This window comes from Reinekea forsetii, assembly GCF_002795845.1.
GTDB classification, from domain to species: domain Bacteria; phylum Pseudomonadota; class Gammaproteobacteria; order Pseudomonadales; family Natronospirillaceae; genus Reinekea; species Reinekea forsetii.
Genome location: NZ_CP011797.1, coordinates 367,577 through 386,072, shown reverse-complemented (window position 1 = coordinate 386,072; position 18,496 = coordinate 367,577). Strand labels below are relative to the sequence as shown.

18 protein-coding genes and 1 tRNA gene are annotated in these 18,496 nt (G+C 51.4%); 4 read left to right on the top strand and 15 right to left on the bottom strand.

Going from position 1 to position 18,496, the window contains the following annotated elements:
• Positions 1-518: 518 nt before the first annotated feature.
• The 9 genes from REIFOR_RS01875 to REIFOR_RS01835 all read right to left on the bottom strand — a co-directional run bounded on the left by REIFOR_RS01875 (position 519) and on the right by REIFOR_RS01835 (position 9,274).
• Positions 519-854: a DUF3392 family protein gene (locus tag REIFOR_RS01875; protein ID WP_100255948.1), complete on the bottom strand. Its 336-nt coding sequence runs from the start codon at positions 852-854 to the stop codon at positions 519-521.
• Positions 855-1,227: 373 nt separating this feature from the next.
• On the bottom strand, positions 1,228-1,929 hold the full coding sequence (locus REIFOR_RS01870; RefSeq protein WP_100255947.1) for a bacteriorhodopsin-like: 702 nt from the start codon (positions 1,927-1,929) through the stop codon (positions 1,228-1,230).
• A 336-nt stretch (positions 1,930-2,265) separates the two neighbouring features.
• Positions 2,266-2,341: transfer RNA gene (locus REIFOR_RS01865), tRNA-Thr, on the bottom strand.
• Between the two features lie 126 nt (positions 2,342-2,467).
• A protein-coding gene (locus tag REIFOR_RS01860; protein WP_405124667.1) for an IS3 family transposase occupies positions 2,468-3,672 on the bottom strand; the annotation gives its coding sequence in 2 pieces (ribosomal slippage) (positions 2,468-3,336 and positions 3,336-3,672; 1,206 coding nt in all).
• A gap of 71 nt (positions 3,673-3,743) precedes the next feature.
• On the bottom strand, positions 3,744-4,463 hold the full coding sequence (phoU, locus tag REIFOR_RS01855) for a phosphate signaling complex protein PhoU (RefSeq protein ID WP_100255945.1): 720 nt from the start codon (positions 4,461-4,463) through the stop codon (positions 3,744-3,746).
• 12 nt (positions 4,464-4,475) lie between these two features.
• Positions 4,476-5,300 (bottom strand): phosphate ABC transporter ATP-binding protein PstB, encoded by an 825-nt coding sequence (gene pstB / locus REIFOR_RS01850; protein WP_100258665.1) that lies wholly within the window; start codon positions 5,298-5,300, stop codon positions 4,476-4,478.
• Between the two features lie 51 nt (positions 5,301-5,351).
• Positions 5,352-6,665 carry a phosphate ABC transporter permease PstA gene (gene pstA, locus REIFOR_RS01845; protein ID WP_100255944.1) on the bottom strand — a complete coding sequence of 438 codons (1,314 nt, stop codon included), beginning with the start codon at positions 6,663-6,665 and terminating at the stop codon, positions 5,352-5,354.
• Complete coding sequence (gene pstC, locus REIFOR_RS01840) at positions 6,658-8,046, bottom strand: phosphate ABC transporter permease subunit PstC (protein ID WP_100255943.1); 1,389 nt, start codon at positions 8,044-8,046, stop codon at positions 6,658-6,660. Before pstC ends, pstA begins: the two co-directional genes overlap by 8 nt.
• A gap of 193 nt (positions 8,047-8,239) precedes the next feature.
• Complete coding sequence (locus tag REIFOR_RS01835) at positions 8,240-9,274, bottom strand: substrate-binding domain-containing protein (protein ID WP_100255942.1); 1,035 nt, start codon at positions 9,272-9,274, stop codon at positions 8,240-8,242.
• A 244-nt stretch (positions 9,275-9,518) separates the two neighbouring features.
• On the opposite strand from REIFOR_RS01835, the gene REIFOR_RS01830 reads away from it, so the two are divergent.
• From REIFOR_RS01830 to REIFOR_RS01810, 4 genes are all read left to right on the top strand, one after another.
• Complete coding sequence (locus REIFOR_RS01830; protein WP_100255941.1) at positions 9,519-9,941, top strand: acyl-CoA thioesterase; 423 nt, start codon at positions 9,519-9,521, stop codon at positions 9,939-9,941.
• Between the two features lie 516 nt (positions 9,942-10,457).
• Positions 10,458-11,138 (top strand): TIGR00153 family protein, encoded by a 681-nt coding sequence (locus tag REIFOR_RS01820; protein ID WP_100255939.1) that lies wholly within the window; start codon positions 10,458-10,460, stop codon positions 11,136-11,138.
• A 45-nt stretch (positions 11,139-11,183) separates the two neighbouring features.
• The gene (locus tag REIFOR_RS01815; RefSeq protein ID WP_100255938.1) at positions 11,184-12,449 is read left to right on the top strand and encodes an inorganic phosphate transporter; all 1,266 of its coding nucleotides are present in this window, start codon (positions 11,184-11,186) and stop codon (positions 12,447-12,449) included.
• Positions 12,450-12,608: 159 nt separating this feature from the next.
• Positions 12,609-15,281, top strand: coding sequence for a winged helix-turn-helix domain-containing protein (locus REIFOR_RS01810; RefSeq protein WP_158524263.1), 2,673 nt, complete (start codon positions 12,609-12,611; stop codon positions 15,279-15,281).
• 73 nt (positions 15,282-15,354) lie between these two features.
• Here REIFOR_RS01810 and rplQ read toward each other — a convergent pair whose 3' ends face one another.
• From rplQ to rpmJ, 6 genes are all read right to left on the bottom strand, one after another.
• Complete coding sequence (gene rplQ, locus REIFOR_RS01805; RefSeq protein ID WP_100255936.1) at positions 15,355-15,744, bottom strand: 50S ribosomal protein L17; 390 nt, start codon at positions 15,742-15,744, stop codon at positions 15,355-15,357.
• A 30-nt stretch (positions 15,745-15,774) separates the two neighbouring features.
• On the bottom strand, positions 15,775-16,776 hold the full coding sequence (locus REIFOR_RS01800) for a DNA-directed RNA polymerase subunit alpha (protein ID WP_100255935.1): 1,002 nt from the start codon (positions 16,774-16,776) through the stop codon (positions 15,775-15,777).
• Between the two features lie 23 nt (positions 16,777-16,799).
• Complete coding sequence (gene rpsD / locus REIFOR_RS01795) at positions 16,800-17,420, bottom strand: 30S ribosomal protein S4 (protein ID WP_100255934.1); 621 nt, start codon at positions 17,418-17,420, stop codon at positions 16,800-16,802.
• An 18-nt stretch (positions 17,421-17,438) separates the two neighbouring features.
• Positions 17,439-17,828, bottom strand: a complete 390-nt coding sequence (rpsK, locus tag REIFOR_RS01790) for a 30S ribosomal protein S11 (protein ID WP_100255933.1) — start codon at positions 17,826-17,828, stop codon at positions 17,439-17,441.
• A 41-nt stretch (positions 17,829-17,869) separates the two neighbouring features.
• Positions 17,870-18,226 carry a 30S ribosomal protein S13 gene (gene rpsM, locus REIFOR_RS01785; protein ID WP_100255932.1) on the bottom strand — a complete coding sequence of 119 codons (357 nt, stop codon included), beginning with the start codon at positions 18,224-18,226 and terminating at the stop codon, positions 17,870-17,872.
• 136 nt (positions 18,227-18,362) lie between these two features.
• Positions 18,363-18,476: a 50S ribosomal protein L36 gene (rpmJ, locus tag REIFOR_RS01780; protein WP_100255931.1), complete on the bottom strand. Its 114-nt coding sequence runs from the start codon at positions 18,474-18,476 to the stop codon at positions 18,363-18,365.
• Positions 18,477-18,496 lie beyond the last annotated feature (20 nt).

Here is an 18,496-nt window from a genome sequence, read left to right as displayed (position 1 = left end):
TTTGGCCCATTCCAGGCCGCATCCTGAGCGGCCTCAAACTGCCCTATACTGGTCCCAGTTCAGGACGAACCGAGTAATAGAGCGCCACCGGAGGGCAGATGGGCATGAGGCCGATCGGGATAACGCGAGCACGTGAAACGCGCTAAAGCCTAGGACGGGCTGGAACGGACTCCCATGGATCACCACAGAACGAGGAAGCGCTAGGACGGCGGCATGCCATTGGATGGTCGGATTGGCAGGATGCTGATCGGCATTAGAGCCCGGATTGAGTGATCAGAAAGGGCCAAGGACGGCACCGTACCGGCGCAGCTGCAAAGGCTGTGCCGGTGTTCAGGATGAACACGACCCTTCACGGATGAAGCGGCAACGGTACTGGATGTACGGCAATTCGCAGGATGCGGGCCGACCACAACGGGTTCGTGGATGAACAACCAAGGCTTACGACGCCAGGGGAAAGCTTGCTTTCCCCTTTTTATATCGCCCGCAATGCCATCTGCACCGTGGCCACCCTGCTCGGCTCATCCCTTGCGGCTGCGCCGCTCCGCCAACAAACCCAATAACAAGAAGGCAGCGACCACCAGCATCCCCAACCAAAGACTGCCGGCCGTCAGAATGACTCGCCGCACCAGTGGGATCAAATAGAGAATCGCCGCGCCATAAGCGAGTACACACAGCGCGACGAATATCAGGGTGCGCACGATAAAGTGCGCACCGCGCACCAGCACCCAAACCGCACGATTCAGCCGCGCACCGAAGATGGCCATCAGGGTCAGCACCAAGGTTGAAGCGATAAAAGTTAGATGGGGCACAAACCAACTGGAAAGTTCCGTTAGCATTAGGGTAATTAGGTCCATGGATTCGCTCGAGTGGGGTGGCAGGATTAAAAGGGGCGATCTGGCAGCCAGTGCGCAGCGGCCGATTCGCGAGCAAAGTGTAACCCGCCTAGCCCAAAACGCAAAAACCCCCGCGCCTTATGGGCTACGAGGGTTTATTACTTTGGTGCTGGCGCCGAGGGTATAACTCCAAACCTACTGATGACAAGTCGGGCCTCTTGGGCGCCTACCGAGGTCATGCAGAAGCCACTGGCCTCTATCAACCGAGGTTTGAGGTAGAAAAACACCACTGCAAGTGCAATTTCCCTTTCATTGGCAACTCAAGCCACCTCGCAACGGGGTACCGTTTGAGGTGCTTTATAGCCGATTTATAACCCCTTCAGCACATCTGCCGTTAGGCTTTACTTGACTCTGAATCTGCTACCGCAGCAGCCCAGATAATCACGCCAAATCCAATCTTGTTCACAAAGTCGGCTAAATTGTAAACGACATTGAGTGTTACCGGGTCAGCACCGCCGCCCATGTAGCCAACAAAATATCCGATCGGATAGATAGACCAACCCACCGTTACGCATAAAAGCATCCACTTATAAGCTTTCTGTACGTGAACATTTGAAAGTCCCGCGTTGATCTGACTCGCTTCGCCCTTGAAGATTTCCCAAACGATGAATCCCCATCCCAACATTGATGGGAAAAATGCTACCGTTGGATTCATCATGCCAGTTTCACCAAGGAAACCAAAGCCAAGCATGGCAATTGAACCGAGCAGTAAGCGCCAGAAAACACCGGAGGGTACCTTGGCGACGGCAGACAGAATCAAGTAGAACTCGATCATCAACAATGGCACCGTGAGTAACCAGTCAATGTAACGGAACTCCGTTGGCGATGTTCCAGTTTGTACCCAGACATCGCGCATGTAGAAGTAGTGAACCGCAGCAATCAGCGTGACTAAGCCTGAAACTGTTAACGACGTCTTCCATTTCCCAGCAACACGATCGCGCTCTACAAAGAAAAAAGCTGTAGCAGCAACCAGCGCCATTGATATCAGCCAGAACGACATGCCGACGGCATCTCCGGACGATAAGTTATCGCTCATATTGTAACCCCACCAAATTTTTAAGATTTATTATTTTTGCCGAATTACTGATCTAGCGGCGACCCGACAGGTTAGGTTGGACCACTGGTCAGAATGCAGTGGACTTTTCCATCTTACGTGAAATTGATCATTTTTAAAGCAATTTCAGCACTTCTGTTGTCAAATTGAATCACGAATCAAACCGGTTGTCCGCAATGGCAGACGCTCATGGCGGTGTTGGGAGGGATGCTGTGGCGCACCTGGATGCAGTAACAGGGCTTATGGAGACGGTCAATGAAACCATCCCCCAAAACGCAAAAACCCCCGCGCCTTAAGGGCTACGGGGGTTTCTTTGTTTGGTGCCGACACCAAGAGTCGAACTCGGGACCTACTGATTACAAGTCAGTTGCTCTACCAGCTGAGCTATGTCGGCTAACGGTTGCGAACTATATAGATGGATCTAAAAAAGGTCAACAAGCGATTGATTCATAAGTAGTTTTTTTATTAATTGACCCGTCCTAATATATGTTGACGGTTTTTATTGAGCCAACTGAGCATCTCAGTTGGCTTTTTCATGCACGCTTGCTGGGGTTAGCATCCCCAAACTGCTGTGCGGTCGTTTGTGATTATACGCATCGATTGACTCTTTCACGACCTGCTCCAGCTCCTCTTTGTCTTTGTATTGATGGATTAAGAACTCGTTTTTTAGAATGCCGTTAATCCTCTCTGCCAACGCATTCTGGTAACAATCGTAGCCTGTGGTCATTGAAGGCGTGATACCTTGTGACGCCAAGCGTGATTGATATAGCTCAGAACAGTATTGTAGTCCTCGGTCCGAATGATGAATGGCCCGTTCTCTGCTCTGTCGTTCGATAAGCATTTGGTCTAATGCCTTTACCACGGATTTCGCTGACAGATCATCACTGACGTGATGACCTACAATCTTTCGAGAATACGCATCGGTCACCAACGAGAGGTAATGCACTCCCTCTCGACTTTCCAAGTACGTGATATCGCTCACATAGGCCTGCTCTGGTCGGTCAATGGCCATTCCCTGGTATAGGTTTGGGTATTTTCGCATCCAATGCTTACTGTGCGTGGTTTTACGGTACTGACGTGCCGGCATGATTAAGAGACGATGCTGCCTTAATAGCGTAAACAAACCATCCCGCCCCAGTTTAATCTGTTGCCGTTGGAGCTCTGGCTGCAAAAGGTGGTAGAGCTTCCGGCCACCTAAGCGCGGCAAGTCACGACGTATCGTATATACCCAGTCCAGTACGGGTGATAGCGCCGTTGATTTTTGGCGTTTTCGAGCAAGCTCTTGATACATGGCTTGTCGAGAAATACCTATCAAACGACAGCTTCGAGCCAGTGTCATTCGTCCTCTTGCTTGAGCTTCTCGGGCAACAACTCTAAGAACTTTTTTCGGAAAGAGGTCCCCTTAATCTGGTCGACTCGCTTGATCGTTTCATCCATCAGGTAAATGTAATCTTCTTTGTCTTCGAGGGCTTTCTCGAGCCGTTTAATTTTTTGTTCTGGGGTTTCTTTATTCATGAGGGGTTTTACACGTTGAGAGGTCCAGTCCAAGGTACCATGCTTACGAAGCCACACCAAAACGGTTGATCGGCCTTGAATGCCGTAGCGCTTTTGAGCCTGTTTGTAGGTGAGTTCGCCTTTTTCAACTTGGTCGACCACTGACAATTTAAAGGCCAGGGTGTAATCACGCTGAGTGCGCTTTCGGCCTGTGTTAGAACAGGATTCCATAAATAAGTCTCCAAGGTGTCAACTTATTTCAGGACGGGTCAAATTGGGCAAAAAAAGCGCTCGAGAGCGCCCTAATCCAGTTTCTTCAGTTGTTCGGTGATCTTATCCAGCTTCTTATGGCGCACATCCTTGCCCTTGACCAGATAGATTACCGACTCGGCGACATTGCGCGCATGGTCGCCGATACGCTCTAAAGAGCGCAAGGCCCACATCACGTTCAAGGCTCGGGAGATGGTGCGCGGGTCTTCCATCATCTTGGTTACCAGGGTCCGAATCGCGGTGCCGTATTCCAGATCGACGGCCTCATCCTGATGCATCACCGACAAGGCGGCGTCGGCATCCAGGCGAGCAAAGGCATCAAGCGACATATGCACCATCTGGCGGACCTTTTCGCCGATATGGCGCAATTCCACAAAGCCCTGCGGGCCTGAGCCGGAATCGGACAGCTCGATCGCCTGCTTGGCGATCTTGGCCGCCTCATCGCCCATGCGCTCCAGGTCGTTCACTGTCTTGGTCACGGAAATGATAAAGCGCAGATCCGATGCGGCCGGATTCCGCTTGGCCAATATATGGGTGGTCTCCTTGTCGATCATCAATTCCATCTTATTGACGTCCTTGTCCATCTTGATCGCTTTGGCGGCCAAGTCGGTATCGACGCTCATTAAGGAGCGAAAGGCGACATCTATCTGCTGTTCAACCAGCCCGCCCATTTCCATCAGGTGCTTACGCGCGCCTTCCAGCTCGGCATTGAATTGCGCCGAGGTGTGTCGATCAAAGGTTAATTTTTCCATATTTATATCCTCTTAGCCGAATCGCCCGGTGATGTAATCTTCCGTCAAACGATGGTCGGGCGCGGTGAAAATTTTGTCCGTGGTGCCCACTTCGATCAGGCGGCCTAGGTGGAAATAGGCGGTGCGTTGCGATACCCGCGCGGCCTGCTGCATGCTGTGGGTGACGATGGCGATGGTATAGTTGTTCGACAACTCATCGATCAGTTCTTCGATCCGTGCGGTCGCAATAGGATCCAATGCCGAGCAGGGCTCATCCATCAGGATCACTTCCGGCGATACTGCGATGGTTCGGGCAATACAGAGCCGCTGCTGCTGGCCACCAGATAAGCCGGTCGCCGGCTGATCCAAGCGATCCTTGACCTCATCCCAAATACTGGCCTTGCGTAAGGCGGTTTCGACCAACTCGTCCATCTCCGCGCGACGCGACACCAGGCCGTGGATGCGCGGACCGTAGGCGACATTGTCATAGATCGACTTAGGAAAGGGATTCGGTTTCTGGAAGACGATGCCCACCCGTGCGCGCAGGCTGACGACATCCATACCCTTGTTATAGATGTTTTCCCCATCGAGCAAAATATCACCCTGCACCTTGCAGGTATCGATGGTGTCGTTCATCCGGTTCAGGGTGCGCAAGAAGGTCGACTTGCCGCAACCGGATGGGCCAATCATAGCCAATACTTCATTCTTGCCGATATCCAGATCGACGCCAAAGATCGCCTGCTTGTCGGCATAGAAGACATCGACATTGCGCGTTGAAATGCGGGTGTCTTGTTGCGCCAGCAAGGGCTCGCCGACGGTCGACTTCCAGCCTTCGAAGGTCTGCTCTATTGAACTCATCTTATTCTTGACCACGTGAAAACCTCTCCATCTAATACATACGGGCTGGCACTACCAGCGCTGTTCAAATTTTTTGCGTAGAAACACGGCGATCAGATTCATGATGGCCAAGAAACCCAGCAACACCATGATGGCACCGGAGGTTTTTGCCACAAAGGCACGCTCCGGTAGATCCGACCAGAGGTAGACCTGAACCGGTAACACGGTCGACGGATCAAGTGGTGTGCCGGGCACATCGGCTATAAAGGCAATCATCCCGATCATCAACAACGGCGCGGTCTCACCCAAGGCCTGTGCCATACCAATAATGGTACCGGTGAGCATCCCAGGCATGGCCAGGGGTAGCACATGGTGCAGAACCGTCTGCATCTTCGAAGCCCCCAGGCCAAGCGCGGCTTCGCGGATCGATGGCGGCACTGCCTTGATCGACGAGCGCGACGAAATAATAATGGTCGGCAGAGTCATCAGGGTCAGCACCAATCCCCCCACCAGCGGCGCCGAGCGCGGCAGATGAAAGAGATTGATAAACACCGCCAAGCCCAAGAGGCCAAAGACGATCGATGGCACGGCGGCCAGGTTATTGATATTGACTTCAATAATTTCCGTGTAACGATTCTTAGGGGCAAACTCCTCCAGATAGATGGCCGCCGAAATCCCAATCGGAAAGGACAGGCTCAGGGTGACCAGGAGGGTAAAGAAGGAGCCGATCATCGCACCGCGAATACCCGCCTGTTCCGGTTCGCGCGAATCGCCGTTGGTGAAGAAGGTGGTGTTAAAGCTCTGTTTCATTTCGCCGCTGGCAACCAATTGGTCGACCAGACCGATCTGGAAGTCATTAAAGCGGCGCTCAATCTCTGGCACACTGGGGTCCACCTGGCCCTTCATATAGGCATCGACCTCATCGTCGGCCATCAGCCAGACGTCCTCGGTGGTGCCCAACAGAGCGGGATTGGCCAGCAAACGATCCTTTAGAGTGTAGATTGCGATGCTGCTCGCCAAACCGTTCAATTGGCGCGATTGCTTGCGCCCGGACACCTCGGGGAAACGAGTCTTTAAGGCTTTTTTGACCAATTGACTCCAATCGGCCAAGCGCACCTGGTCCTCATCGTTGAGATCGCTAAGGCCCAAAAGCTCGGCATCGTAATGGATCGTCAATTTAATTTCGGAACTGAAGAAGGTTGAAAAGCCAGCGGTAAAGATGGTGCCTAAGAGCACCGCCAAGAAGGTCAGGCCAATCACAATAGAGGCCATACCAAAAAACCGAAAGCGTTTTTCCTTGCCATAGCGTTTCGATAATTGCGCGGCCATGCGTTCCTGCTTGACCAGCGCCAGTCGTTCGATGGCGTTCAGAGTTTGATCAGTCATATTGCTCCCGGAATCTCTTAACAACGGCCAAGGCGACGATGTTTAACATAAGGGTGGTAATAAATAGCATCAGGCCCAAGGCAAAGGCCGACAGCGTTTTGGGGCTGTCGAACTCCTGATCACCGACCAGCAGGGTTGCGATTTGCACGGTGACCGTGGTGACCGCTTCCAAGGGGTTACCGGTTAGATTCGCCGCCAGACCCGCGGCCATAACCACGATCATGGTTTCACCAATCGCCCGTGAGGCGGCCAACAAAACGCCGCTAACGATACCGGGCAAGGCTGCGGGGAAGACTACCAGTTTGATGGTTTCGCTGCGCGTCGCGCCCAAACCGTAGGAGCCGTCACGCATCGAGTTGGGCACGGCATTGATCACGTCATCGGCGAGCGAGGAGACAAAAGGAATAATCATGATGCCCATTACTAGGCCTGCGGCCAAGGCGCTTTCCGAGGACACCGGATCTGCACCGAGGTTTTCAAAAAAGGTCTTTAATTGCGGTGCCATGGTCAGGGCCGCGAAGAAGCCGTAAACCACAGTCGGGATACCCGCCAACACCTCGAGCAGGGGCTTGACGATAGAGCGCATCTTCGGACTGGCGTATTCCACCAGGTACACCGCCGTCATCAAGCCGATGGGCACGGCCACAATTAATGCGATGCTAGCGATCAACAGCGTGCCGGCAAACAATGGAACCGCACCGAAGGCGCCGGATGAACCAGCCACTTCGGCATTTAAAGCCATCTGCGGGCTCCATTTGGTGCCAAAGACAAAGTCAGTAATCGGCACGGTCTGGAAAAAGCGAATGGATTCGAACATAACCGAGAACAGGATACCGACGGTCGTCAGGATCGCGATCATGGAACTCATTAACAGTAAAAGTCTCAGCACCCCTTCAAACTGGTTGCGCGCCTTCTGCTCGGGGCGGATTAGGCGCCAGCCAACTAAGCCGCCAAGGACGGTTAAGGACAACACCAACACGGTCTTACCGATCTGGCTTTGACTGCGCAGCAGTTCTAAGCGATCAATGGCAGCAAAATACGACGGATCGGACGCGCTGGACATAGCACCCAGTTGTAGATTGCTGATTTCCATCCACACCAGGCCCAGCTCCGACTGAGATAGACTATTAATGTGGTCTGGCATGCCGGCAATAACCATATTCTGGATAACCGTATTTTCAAAGGCCAGCCAAGCACACAGCAGCAATAACCCGGGCACACCGGCCCAAACAGCTGCCATTAACCCATAATAGTTGGGCAGCGAATGTAGGTTTCTAACGCCGCCTACGGCTTGTGCGAGGATTTCTGATCGTTTGCGGCCAAATAGATAAACCACCAAAACAATTAGTATAAGTATCAAAAATAATGACGACGACGCCATATTGACTCCCAAATACTGACATCACAACCGGGGTTGCGCTGGCCAAGGTGCGGATTACCCGCACACCATGGAGCCGCGTGGGGTAACAAAAAAAACCTCTTAATTCGAAGAGGTTCGGAATAAGGTTCAGGTGCAAGTACGCAAAAAAAGAGCCACAAGAATTGTGGCTCTTTTTAGTGTACCAAAGCACGCTTTACATTTTCATAACTTTTTGGGCTTTGACTGCTGCGCGCATCTCGGTCAGCTCTACTCCGCCGAGTGGTATCAGACCTTTTTCGGCCAAGTAACCGTCATCGCTTTGGGCCGCTGGGCTCAGAAACGTTTCAACATATTCCATAATACCCGGCACGACACCGATGTGCTGCTTCTTAACAAAGAAGTGCAGTGGTCGAGATACTGGATAAGAACCATCGGCAATGGATTCAAAGCTGATATCAACACCATTAAAAGCAGCACCTTGCAACTTATCGCTGTTCTGGTCAAGGAATGAGAAGCCGAAGATACCGAAGGCATCCGGATCTGCATCCAATTTTTGTACGATCAGATTGTCGTTCTCGCCGGCTTCAACGAAAGCACCGTCTTCACGCATGGAATCACATATCTCGCCGTATCGGTTCTTATCGGTACTCTTCAACGCCTTGATCCAGTCGGTCTTGGCACAACCTTTTTGCATCACCAACTCAACAAAGGCAGCACGGGTGCCGGAGGTTGGCGGCGGCCCGAGCACGCGGATAGCAATATTCGGCAGCGCAGGATTCACGTCTTGCCAGGTCTGGTACGGATTTTCTATGAGTTCACCGGCTTGCGGTCCGGGCACATGGGCAGCTAACGCCAAGAAGAGCTCTTCTTGGCTAACGTCAATTTTTTGACCTTTTTTGCTGTTCGCAAAAGCAATTCCGTCATAGCCGATCTTCACTTCGATGATATCAATGCCCTTTTCGGCACAGGCATCGAACTGAGACTGCTTTATATAGCTAGAGGAGTTGGTAATGTCCGGGGTGTTTTCACCGATACCCTCGCAGAGCAATTTCAAGCCACCACCTGAACCGGTCGACTCGATAGTAGGGGTCGCAAAATTAGTGCCTCGACCGAAACGCTCCGCCACTACCGTTGCAAAGGGGTAAACCGTAGAGGAACCCACGATGCTGATCTGATCTCGCGCCATCACAGGCAGGGCTGTTAATGCAGTGGTTGTAACCAATATCGCAGCTAATATAGTCTTTTTCACAGGATTCTCTCCGTTAATTACTAGGGCTGAGCCTTCAACTCGGAAAGCATGTTAGTCGGCCAATGTGATAATCATATGAATTAAATATGACAATTGGATGACAGCCAGACTATTAAATTATTTTCAGCGTTTCGGCTTGTCCCAGGCCCGGTCCTTAGGCACCATAGAGATCTGTTTCAGCCCTCGGACGCAGAGGACTTAAGCCAACAATAAAAACCCTAATCAACCCGGAAGACGGCGTACCATGAAGAAGCTCGACGAATCAAACCCCGAACCGCGCGGCGAACTGCAGCTGCGTATTTTGGCCAATCGCACCGATGCCAACATCAGTGGCGATATCTCCGGTGGCTGGCTGGTAACCCAGATGGACTCTGCCGCGAGCATAGTTGCCAATCGCATCGCTCGCGGCCGCACCGCGACCATGGCGATCGGTGATATGAGCTTTATTCGGCCGATCAAGGTTGGCTCGGTAGTCTGCTGCTATACCCATCTAATATCCATGGGCCGCAGCTCAGCGCGCATTATGGTCGAGGTTTGGAGCCGCATGCCGGAAGACGAGTTGCGTCATAAGGTAACCGAGGCCGAATTTGTCTACGTCGCGATCGATGACAATCGCCGTATTCGACCGATTGAACCGCGCATCAGCAGGGCCGACGCTCCAGACTGAGCGGCAAGTTCGCTCGCGATGCCCTGCTCTCAGTCCAACCCCATGAAAAACAACCTTCGCAAGCCGGTGCGGGCTCGCTATGGTAACGGGTCTTGTTTCTCAGAGTGGGCCCATGCACCGCACCTCAAGCCTAGCTGCACTTTTTTGCCTACTCGTTAGTGCAGACAACCACGCCAGCAGCCAATGGGTGATTCAGCCGCTAGACAACGCCAGAGTTTGTTCGCCCACTGGCGCAAAATCGGTCAGTGTCGCAACCGCCACAGTCCAATCGGCGCCGGTCATCACCAGCAAATCAACCGTGAACCCTATATGTTCAGTCGAAAATTGGGCAATGATCGGGCCCTAATCGTTTTTGCCGGCAATGAAAAAAGCATACAACTTGCCCAATAGGCCCGGCTCATAGGCTTTGTTGTCTTTTATTCACTTCTTTAAAGCGCTGAATGCTTGATTACAGTTTTATTACAGGGCAAAACCACTATAATGCCGACATTCTAAAATCTGTTTGAGGGTTTCTACATGTCGACAAGCAGTCCGCTGTCATTGTTGTTTGGCCGTTCCCCGGTCAAACCGATGCAAGAACATATCAGTAAAGCGCATGCCTGTACCAAGGCCTTAGTACCCTTCTTTGAAGCGGCTATGACCGGCGACTACAAGGCAGCTGCCAAGGTTCGCGAGACCATTATCACATTGGAATCGGAAGCCGACGCGCTTAAAAAAGACATTCGCGCTCATCTACCAAATAGCCTCTTTATGCCGGTACCGCGTTCCGATTTGCTTGAGCTACTCAGCATGCAGGATCGCATCGCCAATCGCGCCAAGGATATCTCCGGTATCATGCTCGGTCGTGAAATGGGCATACCCAAGCCAATTCGACCGCTGATGATGCGCTACCTTAAGGCTGCCATTAACACCTCAAAACGCGCCAAGGAAGCCCTAGCGGAACTGGATGAACTCTACGAAACAGGCTTCGGCAGCAAAGAAGTTGATTTCGTCGGTTCGCTGCTCAACCGCTTAGACGACCAAGAACACAAGACTGATGAATTTGAAATTAAGATGCGCCGCGCACTGCGCGACATCGAGCAAGACTTCCCACCGATCGACATGATGTTTCTGTACAAGATAATCGAACAAATTGGTGACTTAGCCGATGTTTCGCAACGAGTTGGCTCACGCTTACAAATTCTAATCGCTCGTTAAACTCGAGCATGCACAGTTTAGCAGTACTAACTGGGGATATTTTTTATGGCGGTCATCAGTGAATACGGGCAACTGCTCGTAATATTGGCATGTATTTTTGGCTTTTTAATGGCCTGGGGCGTGGGTGCAAATGATGTCGCCAACGCCATGGGTACATCAGTTGGTTCCAAAGCTCTGACCATTAAACAGGCGATCCTTATCGCCATGGTGTTTGAGTTCGCTGGAGCCTATTTGGCCGGCGGCGCGGTAACGGGCACGATCCGCAAGGGTATTATCGACCCGTCCTTGCTCACCGACTCACCCGAACTGCTGGTGTATGGCATGCTGTCATCCCTACTGGCAGCCGGTATCTGGCTGGCTATCGCCTCGTGGAAGGGTTGGCCGGTCTCCACTACCCATTCTATTGTGGGCGCCATCGTTGGCTTTGCCGCCGTAGGCATCGGCGTCGACGCCGTGCAGTGGAACAAGGTCTTGTCTATCGTTAGCAGCTGGGTGGTCTCACCCCTGATTTCCGGTGTCTTTGCCTATCTGATCTTTAAAAGTGTCTCTCGGCTGATCCTCAATACCGATGACCCGTTCGGCAATGCCAAGCGCTATGTCCCAATCTATATGTTTTTTGTTGGCTTTATGATCGCCATGGTAACGCTACTCAAAGGCCTCTCACATGTTGGCTTGTCCATTACTTTTATGCAGTCTGTCGGCTTGGCCACTGTTGTCGGTATCTTGGTGATGGGTCTGGGCGCGATACTCTTATCACGGGTTCAGGTCGATGTGGCGGCCGATAAACAATTCCGCTTTGCCTCGGTCGAGAAGGTCTTCGCGGTCCTGATGATCTTTACCGCGTGCGCCATGGCCTTCGCTCACGGCTCCAATGATGTCGCCAATGCCATCGGTCCATTGGCCGCGGTATACGGTGTTATCGTTAATAACGGTCAAATTCTGGCTAAAAGCGTGCTACCCGGTTGGATACTGTTGCTCGGTGGAGCGGGTATCGTGATTGGACTGGCCACTTATGGCTATAAGGTAATGGGTACCATTGGTAAGAAAATTACCGAGCTGACCCCGAGTCGCGGCTTTGCCGCCGAGCTTGCTGCCGCCACCACGGTGGTCATTGCGTCGGGTACTGGATTGCCGGTATCAACTACCCATACCCTAGTCGGTGCGGTGTTGGGCGTCGGCTTGGCACGGGGCATATCGGCTTTGAACCTCCGGGTCATCGGCCATATTGTCACCAGTTGGGTGATCACGCTGCCAGCCGGCGCAATTCTGTCCATCCTGTTTTTCTTTATGTTTAAAGGTATATTTGGTTAGCCAGACGGCCCGTATTAAGAGGCGTCTTCGGACGCCTTTTTTGTGCCCTGTGCGTCCCCGCATAACATGCCGTTGCCATTAATCTGCTAACGATTTGGCCTTTTATGGCGATTTAACGCTAAAATGTACCATCCATTCATCTTTAGTATATTGCCCACCATGTACTCGATTGACCGCCTTCAAAGCCAATACCGCATACTGCCGTCGAAGATCAATCGACCACCATTGCCAAAAGGCCATATATCCCGTGAGCAATTAGTGGCGCGGCTCAATCTCGCTCAATCCAAGCAGTGTATTAGCGTGCTCGCCCCCGCCGGCTTCGGCAAATCAACCCTATTGGCGGAATGGGCCAGTCAGGCAGACCAGAGTACCGTTTGGTACAGTCTTGATGAGTTAGACAACGACCTCAGTCGTTTTTGCTCCTATCTCTTCGTTGCCGTGCGCAAAGCCTTTCCGCAAGTGCATAGCCAGTTTTTCGAAAATGAGAAACACTTCATCAACGAAAACCAATCACCCATAGTGCGCCATCTGGTTCTGTTGTTGTCCGCCATACCCGGACCGTCGGCTCTAATATTGGACGACTGCCAGGCCATCACGAACCCGGTCATTTGGCAAATTATCGAACTCACATTGGCCCAACTTCCTAGCCGCCTTACGTTGATACTGGGCTCGCGCACTCGGTCGCCGATTGGCATAAAACGGTTACGAAGCGCTGATCAGATTCAGCAGTTCGATATTCTCGACATTAAATTCAGCCAAACGGACACAGAGCGGTTTCTAACGCGCAACCTGCCTCAGTACAGTCTTGAGCAGGCGCAAAAGCTGGTCAGCAAGGAGATGAGCGGCTGGGTTGCCGGCTTGCAACTGTGTTTAATCAGTCACAACCAGTATGGCGCTGGCGCAATCCCCGAGTCAGGCGAATCACAAAAAAGCCAGCGCCTGATACAGGATTATCTGATCGAGGAAGTCCTTAAGAATACCGACGAGCAGACATTGGGATTTCTCTACGCGACGGTAATCTGCCGGCGTTTCTCAGTCGAGTTGGCTAACGAGTTAACGGCAGGGCTCAATGCCGACCTTATTATCGATAAATTGCAACGTGAACAGCTGTTTATCCTGCCTGAGGGCACCGCAGAGCCTTGGTATCGCTATCACAGTATGTTTCGGCACAGCCTTCTCGCCATTGTCACCAAACAAAGACCCCTGGCAATTGATCAACTGCATATCAAAGCAGCCTATTGGTGGGTAACGCGGGATTACTATGCGGAGGCGGCCGAGCATATCTTGGCCTCAGGGAGTTTGTCCGCACTGCAGGACTTTCTGACCCAATATGGCTGGTTACTCTATGGCAGTGGCAAGTTGCTAACGCTCGGCCAGTGTTTTGAACAGCTGCCTAGGGCCAGAGTTCTTCAAGACACACCGCTGGCGATTCTATTGTGCTGGACGCTACTAAACGATCAGCAACCGGATCTGGCCCGGCAAAGCTTGTTACAGGCTAAAGCCAAAGCGCAGGGGCCACTCAGCAAGACACTGTGCTCTGCTTTTTATGCATTGGAGGCCCTGTTCGCGCAATCACTTGGCGAGCCAATGCAGGCACTAGATTTAGCCCAGGCTGCTCTGGCAACGGCCAGTAATGAAATGTTCTGGGAAAGGTCCCATGCTTTGCTGGTTATTGCGGAGGCGCACCATGACCTTGGTCAATTAAGCCGATCAATCGCAAGCGCCGTTCAGGCCATTGTGCTTTGCACAGAAAATCAATTTCAGACCCAAACGGCGCAGGCATATTACCTGCTCGCCTCTGCCTATATGGCAATAGGTAATAACAGTGGCGCTGCAGAACCATTGGACAAGGCACTTGCTGTTGCTGCTAACGGGGGCTTATCGAGTCTATTTGCCTCTGAGGCTCTTTGTTGGGCCCAAACCAAACTGCTCAGTAGCGCTGGGCAATACGACACTGCGCTGTCGTTACTCACCCAGGACAGCAATAGCCCGTCAGTATCGGCCAGCACCTGGCAATTACCGCTGCAAACTGCGCGGCTGCAACTACTCTTAAGCGCCAACGCGGATCGGGGCCGCCTTACCGACGCGGCCACCAAGCTAAGCGGGATGCGGACCTCGAAATGCATGAAAACCGACTGGCGGTTGGCGGCTGATCAGGCATTATTGTTATGGCAAGCCATGTCGGTTAGAACTTCTGTAGCCTGTGGTTCTGGAAGCCCTAAAGTTGGTCGATGGGATAGGAGTGCGTCCTTAGAAGAGTCGATCGCGCCGTTAATCGCACTGCTCCTCAAAGACTCTATCCCCATCTCGTTGCCCGGGGACATTTGCAACCTGATAGAACACAACGAAGACTTTGCAGGATCAACAACAGGCCTCAAGATTAGACTCTTATTAGCGATCTGCTATAGGCGGATGGATCAACCTCGCGCTGCTAAATTGGCTTTACTGGAGGCTCTTGAATGGTGCTCAGCAGAGCCGAATATTGGTCTCGTAGCCTGTTATAAGAACAGTCTCGGCTTGCCCTTACTCGAACAGGGCGACCTACTCGATAGCGCTGCAGGCCAATGGTTGTTCCTTTATCGACCCAACCAGAGCGAACTGGATGACCAGCAGCTTACCCTAAGAACGGCCTTACTAACGGCCAAAGAATGGGCTGTCATCGCCTTGTTGGCTGACCAGTTGAAGAATGATCAGATCGCCATCCTATTAGGGATACAAGCCAACACGGTGCGCAGCCACTTGAAAAACATTAATCGTAAATTACGGGTGACGGGACGCACCGAGGCTATCGCGCAGGCAAGGGCAGCCCTGCGCATGCGCAAACGGGCATAATCGAAGCTGGTTAATTGCAGGCGAAAAAAAACCCGGTAAAGACCGGGTTTTTTATCAGACGGTTGTTTTGAAACTAGACTTCGCTGACAACTTCAGCTTCGACTACATTTCGTACAACCAGCTCAACGATTGCCATCGGTGCACTATCACCAGCGCGGTAACCGCACTTCAGTACACGCAAATAACCGCCGGGACGACCCTGGAAACGGGGACCCAGATCGGTGAACAACTTTCCAACCATTGCTTTTGAACGTGTGCGATCGAAAGCCAGACGGCGATTAGCGACAGAATCGTTCTTCGCTAATGTTATCAATGGCTCTGCAAAACGACGCAGTTCTTTTGCCTTAGGCAAGGTCGTTTTAATTACTTCATGCTCAAACAAACTGTTAGCCATATTCTGAAACATGGCCTTACGGTGAGCACTGGTTCGATTAAAGTGACGACCAATTTTACGATGACGCATTTCTAAATTCCTTACCAGCCAGACTCAAGGTCACGCAAGCACCTTGTCGTCGTTCTTTAAACTTGCAGGCGGCCATGACTCTAGGACCATACCCAGTGACAGACCCTTGGATGCCAAAACGTCTTTAATTTCAGTTAAAGACTTCTTCCCCAGGTTAGGGGTTTTTAGCAGTTCAACCTCGGTGCGCTGAATTAGATCCCCAATGTAGTATATGTTCTCTGCTTTGAGGCAGTTCGCACTACGTACCGTGAGTTCAAGATCATCGACCGGACGAAGAAGAATAGGATCAATCTTATCTTCTTCTTTCTCTTGTACAGCTTCAGCCTGATGATCCAAGTCGACGAATGCTGCTACTTGCTGTTGCAAGATAGTGGCAGAGCGGCGGATGGCTTCTTCAGGATCCAATGTACCGTTGGTTTCCAGTTCAATAATCAATTTATCTAAGTCTGTACGCTGCTCAACCCGCGCGTTTTCAACGCTGTAAGCAACCCGCACGACCGGGCTATAAGTAGCATCCAACTGCAAGCGACCAATTGGTTTACTCTCGCCTTCTTCGCTGCTTCGGGATTCAGCCGGAACATAACCGCGACCGACAGTCACCTTCAACGTCATACTGACGTTTCCGGCGGTGCCCATGTGCGCAATAATATGCTCTGGGTTAGCTATTTCAACACCGTGATCCAGCTGGATATCACCAGCTGTTAAAGTACCGGCACCAACTTTTTTCAAAGTCAGAGTGCACTCATCACGATCGAATAACTTAACAGCAACGTCTTTCAGGTTGAGCAGGATTTCCTGAACATCTTCCTGAACGCCTTCGATGGTACTGTATTCGTGTAGAACACCGTCGATTTCAACTTCGGTGATCGCCGCGCCTGGCATAGACGACAGCAGAATACGACGCAGTGCGCTGCCTAAAGTGTGACCAAAGCCACGTTCGAGAGGTTCGAGCGTGATTTTGGCACGGTTCGCACTTACTTCTTGCACATCGATGTGACGTGGCGTCAAAAAGTCGTTAACTGAACGCTGCATAGTTGCCCCTATTTGCAGTGAGATTACTTAGAGTACAATTCCACAATCAAGTTTTCGTTGATGTCTTGTGAAAGCTCAGAACGCTCTGGAACAGAGTTGAACTTACCTTCCATTTTCTTGGCATCAACTTCAACCCAAGTTACCGTGGTACGTGAAGCCGCAACATCCAATGCGTTTTTAACGCGCAATTGTGTGAGTGACTTTTCACGAACGGATACGATATCTCCGGGTCCGACTTGGTATGACGGAATGTTAACCGCCTGGCCATTTACCAGAATTGCCTTGTGTGATACTAACTGGCGCGATTCCGCGCGAGTAACACCAAAACCCATTCGATAAACAACATTATCTAAACGTCGCTCTAACAGTTGCAACAGGTTCTCACCGGTTGCACCCTTGATTCGAGCCGCGTCTGCGTAGTAGTTACGGAATTGCTTTTCAAGCACACCATAAATACGACGGACTTTCTGCTTTTCACGAAGCTGAATGCCATAATCGGATAACCGAGTACGACGTGCACCGTGAACGCCTGGTACTGTTTCGATCTTGCACTTAGAATCAAGTGCTCGAACGCCACTTTTCAGGAATAAGTCAGTGCCTTCACGACGAGACAGCTTACACTTTGGGCCAATATAACGTGCCATAAAACTCTGTCTCCTATATTAAACGCGACGCTTCTTGGGCGGGCGACATCCATTATGAGGAATCGGTGTCACATCAGTAATGTTACTGATGCGATATCCCACCGCGTTTAGTGCGCGTACCGCAGATTCACGACCTGGACCTGGACCTTTAACTTCCACATCCAAATTCTTAAGACCATATTCCTGTGCAGCGGTACCAGCTCGCTCAGCGGCGATCTGTGCTGCAAATGGAGTGCTCTTACGCGATCCACGGAAACCGGAGCCACCAGCAGTTGCCCAACTCAGGGTATTGCCTTGGCGGTCCGTGATGGTCACGATGGTGTTATTAAAAGAAGCGTGGATATGCGCAATGCCATCCGCCACTTGCTTTTTCACCTTCTTTCGTGCCTTCGTACCTGGCTTTGCCATCTTCGATTTCCTATGTTAAAACTTATGTGTGCGAATCAAACTTAGCGTTTGATTGGCTTCTTAGGACCTTTACGGGTACGTGCGTTGTTCTTCGTGTTCTGTCCGCGAACGGGCAGATTACGACGATGACGTATTCCGCGATTACATCCCAAATCCATCAAGCGCTTGATGTTCATTTGAACGTCACGGCGCAGATCACCTTCAACAGTGTATTCACCGACTGTTGTGCGAATCTCGTCGAGTTTAGACTCGTCAAGATTGGACACTTTCGTGGTTGGCTCTATGCCTACTGACTTACAGATGTCATTAGCACGGGTGCGACCAATTCCGAAGATATAGGTCAGCGAAATCACCGCATGCTTATTGTCAGGTATATTGACGCCTGCTATACGGGCCATTCAACTTACTCCGTCTATTAATAAGATTAATAAGGCAGCTACCTTATCTTTATGCATATTTCCCCCAAGGGTTCTGGGGGCGCGAAAGGATACCGCTTGCTCTATCTAAAAGCAAGCCTATCCGAGTAATTGCTAATTACCCTTGACGTTGCTTGTGCTTTGGATCTGTACAGATCACACGCACCGCACCGTTTCGGCGAACAATCTTGCAGTTACGGCAGATTTTCTTTACGGATGCACGTACTTTCATGCTTAACTCCACCAAATTAC

What these genes read in the sequence shown, in the direction of transcription:
- REIFOR_RS01875 (WP_100255948.1), bottom strand. Translation starts at nt 854, where the DNA reads ATGGACCTAATTACCCTAATGCTAACGGAACTTTCCAGTTGGTTTGTG.
- rpsD (WP_100255934.1), bottom strand. Translation starts at nt 17,420, where the DNA reads ATGGCACGTTATATTGGCCCAAAGTGTAAGCTGTCTCGTCGTGAAGGC.
- pstA (WP_100255944.1), bottom strand. Translation starts at nt 6,665, where the DNA reads ATGACTGATCAAACTCTGAACGCCATCGAACGACTGGCGCTGGTCAAG.
- pstC (WP_100255943.1), bottom strand. Translation starts at nt 8,046, where the DNA reads ATGGCGTCGTCGTCATTATTTTTGATACTTATACTAATTGTTTTGGTG.
- rpmJ (WP_100255931.1), bottom strand. Translation starts at nt 18,476, where the DNA reads ATGAAAGTACGTGCATCCGTAAAGAAAATCTGCCGTAACTGCAAGATT.
- rpsM (WP_100255932.1), bottom strand. Translation starts at nt 18,226, where the DNA reads ATGGCCCGTATAGCAGGCGTCAATATACCTGACAATAAGCATGCGGTG.
- REIFOR_RS01800 (WP_100255935.1), bottom strand. Translation starts at nt 16,776, where the DNA reads ATGCAGCGTTCAGTTAACGACTTTTTGACGCCACGTCACATCGATGTG.
- rpsK (WP_100255933.1), bottom strand. Translation starts at nt 17,828, where the DNA reads ATGGCAAAGCCAGGTACGAAGGCACGAAAGAAGGTGAAAAAGCAAGTG.
- REIFOR_RS01815 (WP_100255938.1), top strand. Translation starts at nt 11,184, where the DNA reads ATGGCGGTCATCAGTGAATACGGGCAACTGCTCGTAATATTGGCATGT.
- rplQ (WP_100255936.1), bottom strand. Translation starts at nt 15,744, where the DNA reads ATGCGTCATCGTAAAATTGGTCGTCACTTTAATCGAACCAGTGCTCAC.
- REIFOR_RS01820 (WP_100255939.1), top strand. Translation starts at nt 10,458, where the DNA reads ATGTCGACAAGCAGTCCGCTGTCATTGTTGTTTGGCCGTTCCCCGGTC.
- pstB (WP_100258665.1), bottom strand. Translation starts at nt 5,300, where the DNA reads ATGAGTTCAATAGAGCAGACCTTCGAAGGCTGGAAGTCGACCGTCGGC.
- REIFOR_RS01810 (WP_158524263.1), top strand. Translation starts at nt 12,609, where the DNA reads ATGTACTCGATTGACCGCCTTCAAAGCCAATACCGCATACTGCCGTCG.
- REIFOR_RS01830 (WP_100255941.1), top strand. Translation starts at nt 9,519, where the DNA reads ATGAAGAAGCTCGACGAATCAAACCCCGAACCGCGCGGCGAACTGCAG.
- phoU (WP_100255945.1), bottom strand. Translation starts at nt 4,463, where the DNA reads ATGGAAAAATTAACCTTTGATCGACACACCTCGGCGCAATTCAATGCC.
- REIFOR_RS01870 (WP_100255947.1), bottom strand. Translation starts at nt 1,929, where the DNA reads ATGAGCGATAACTTATCGTCCGGAGATGCCGTCGGCATGTCGTTCTGG.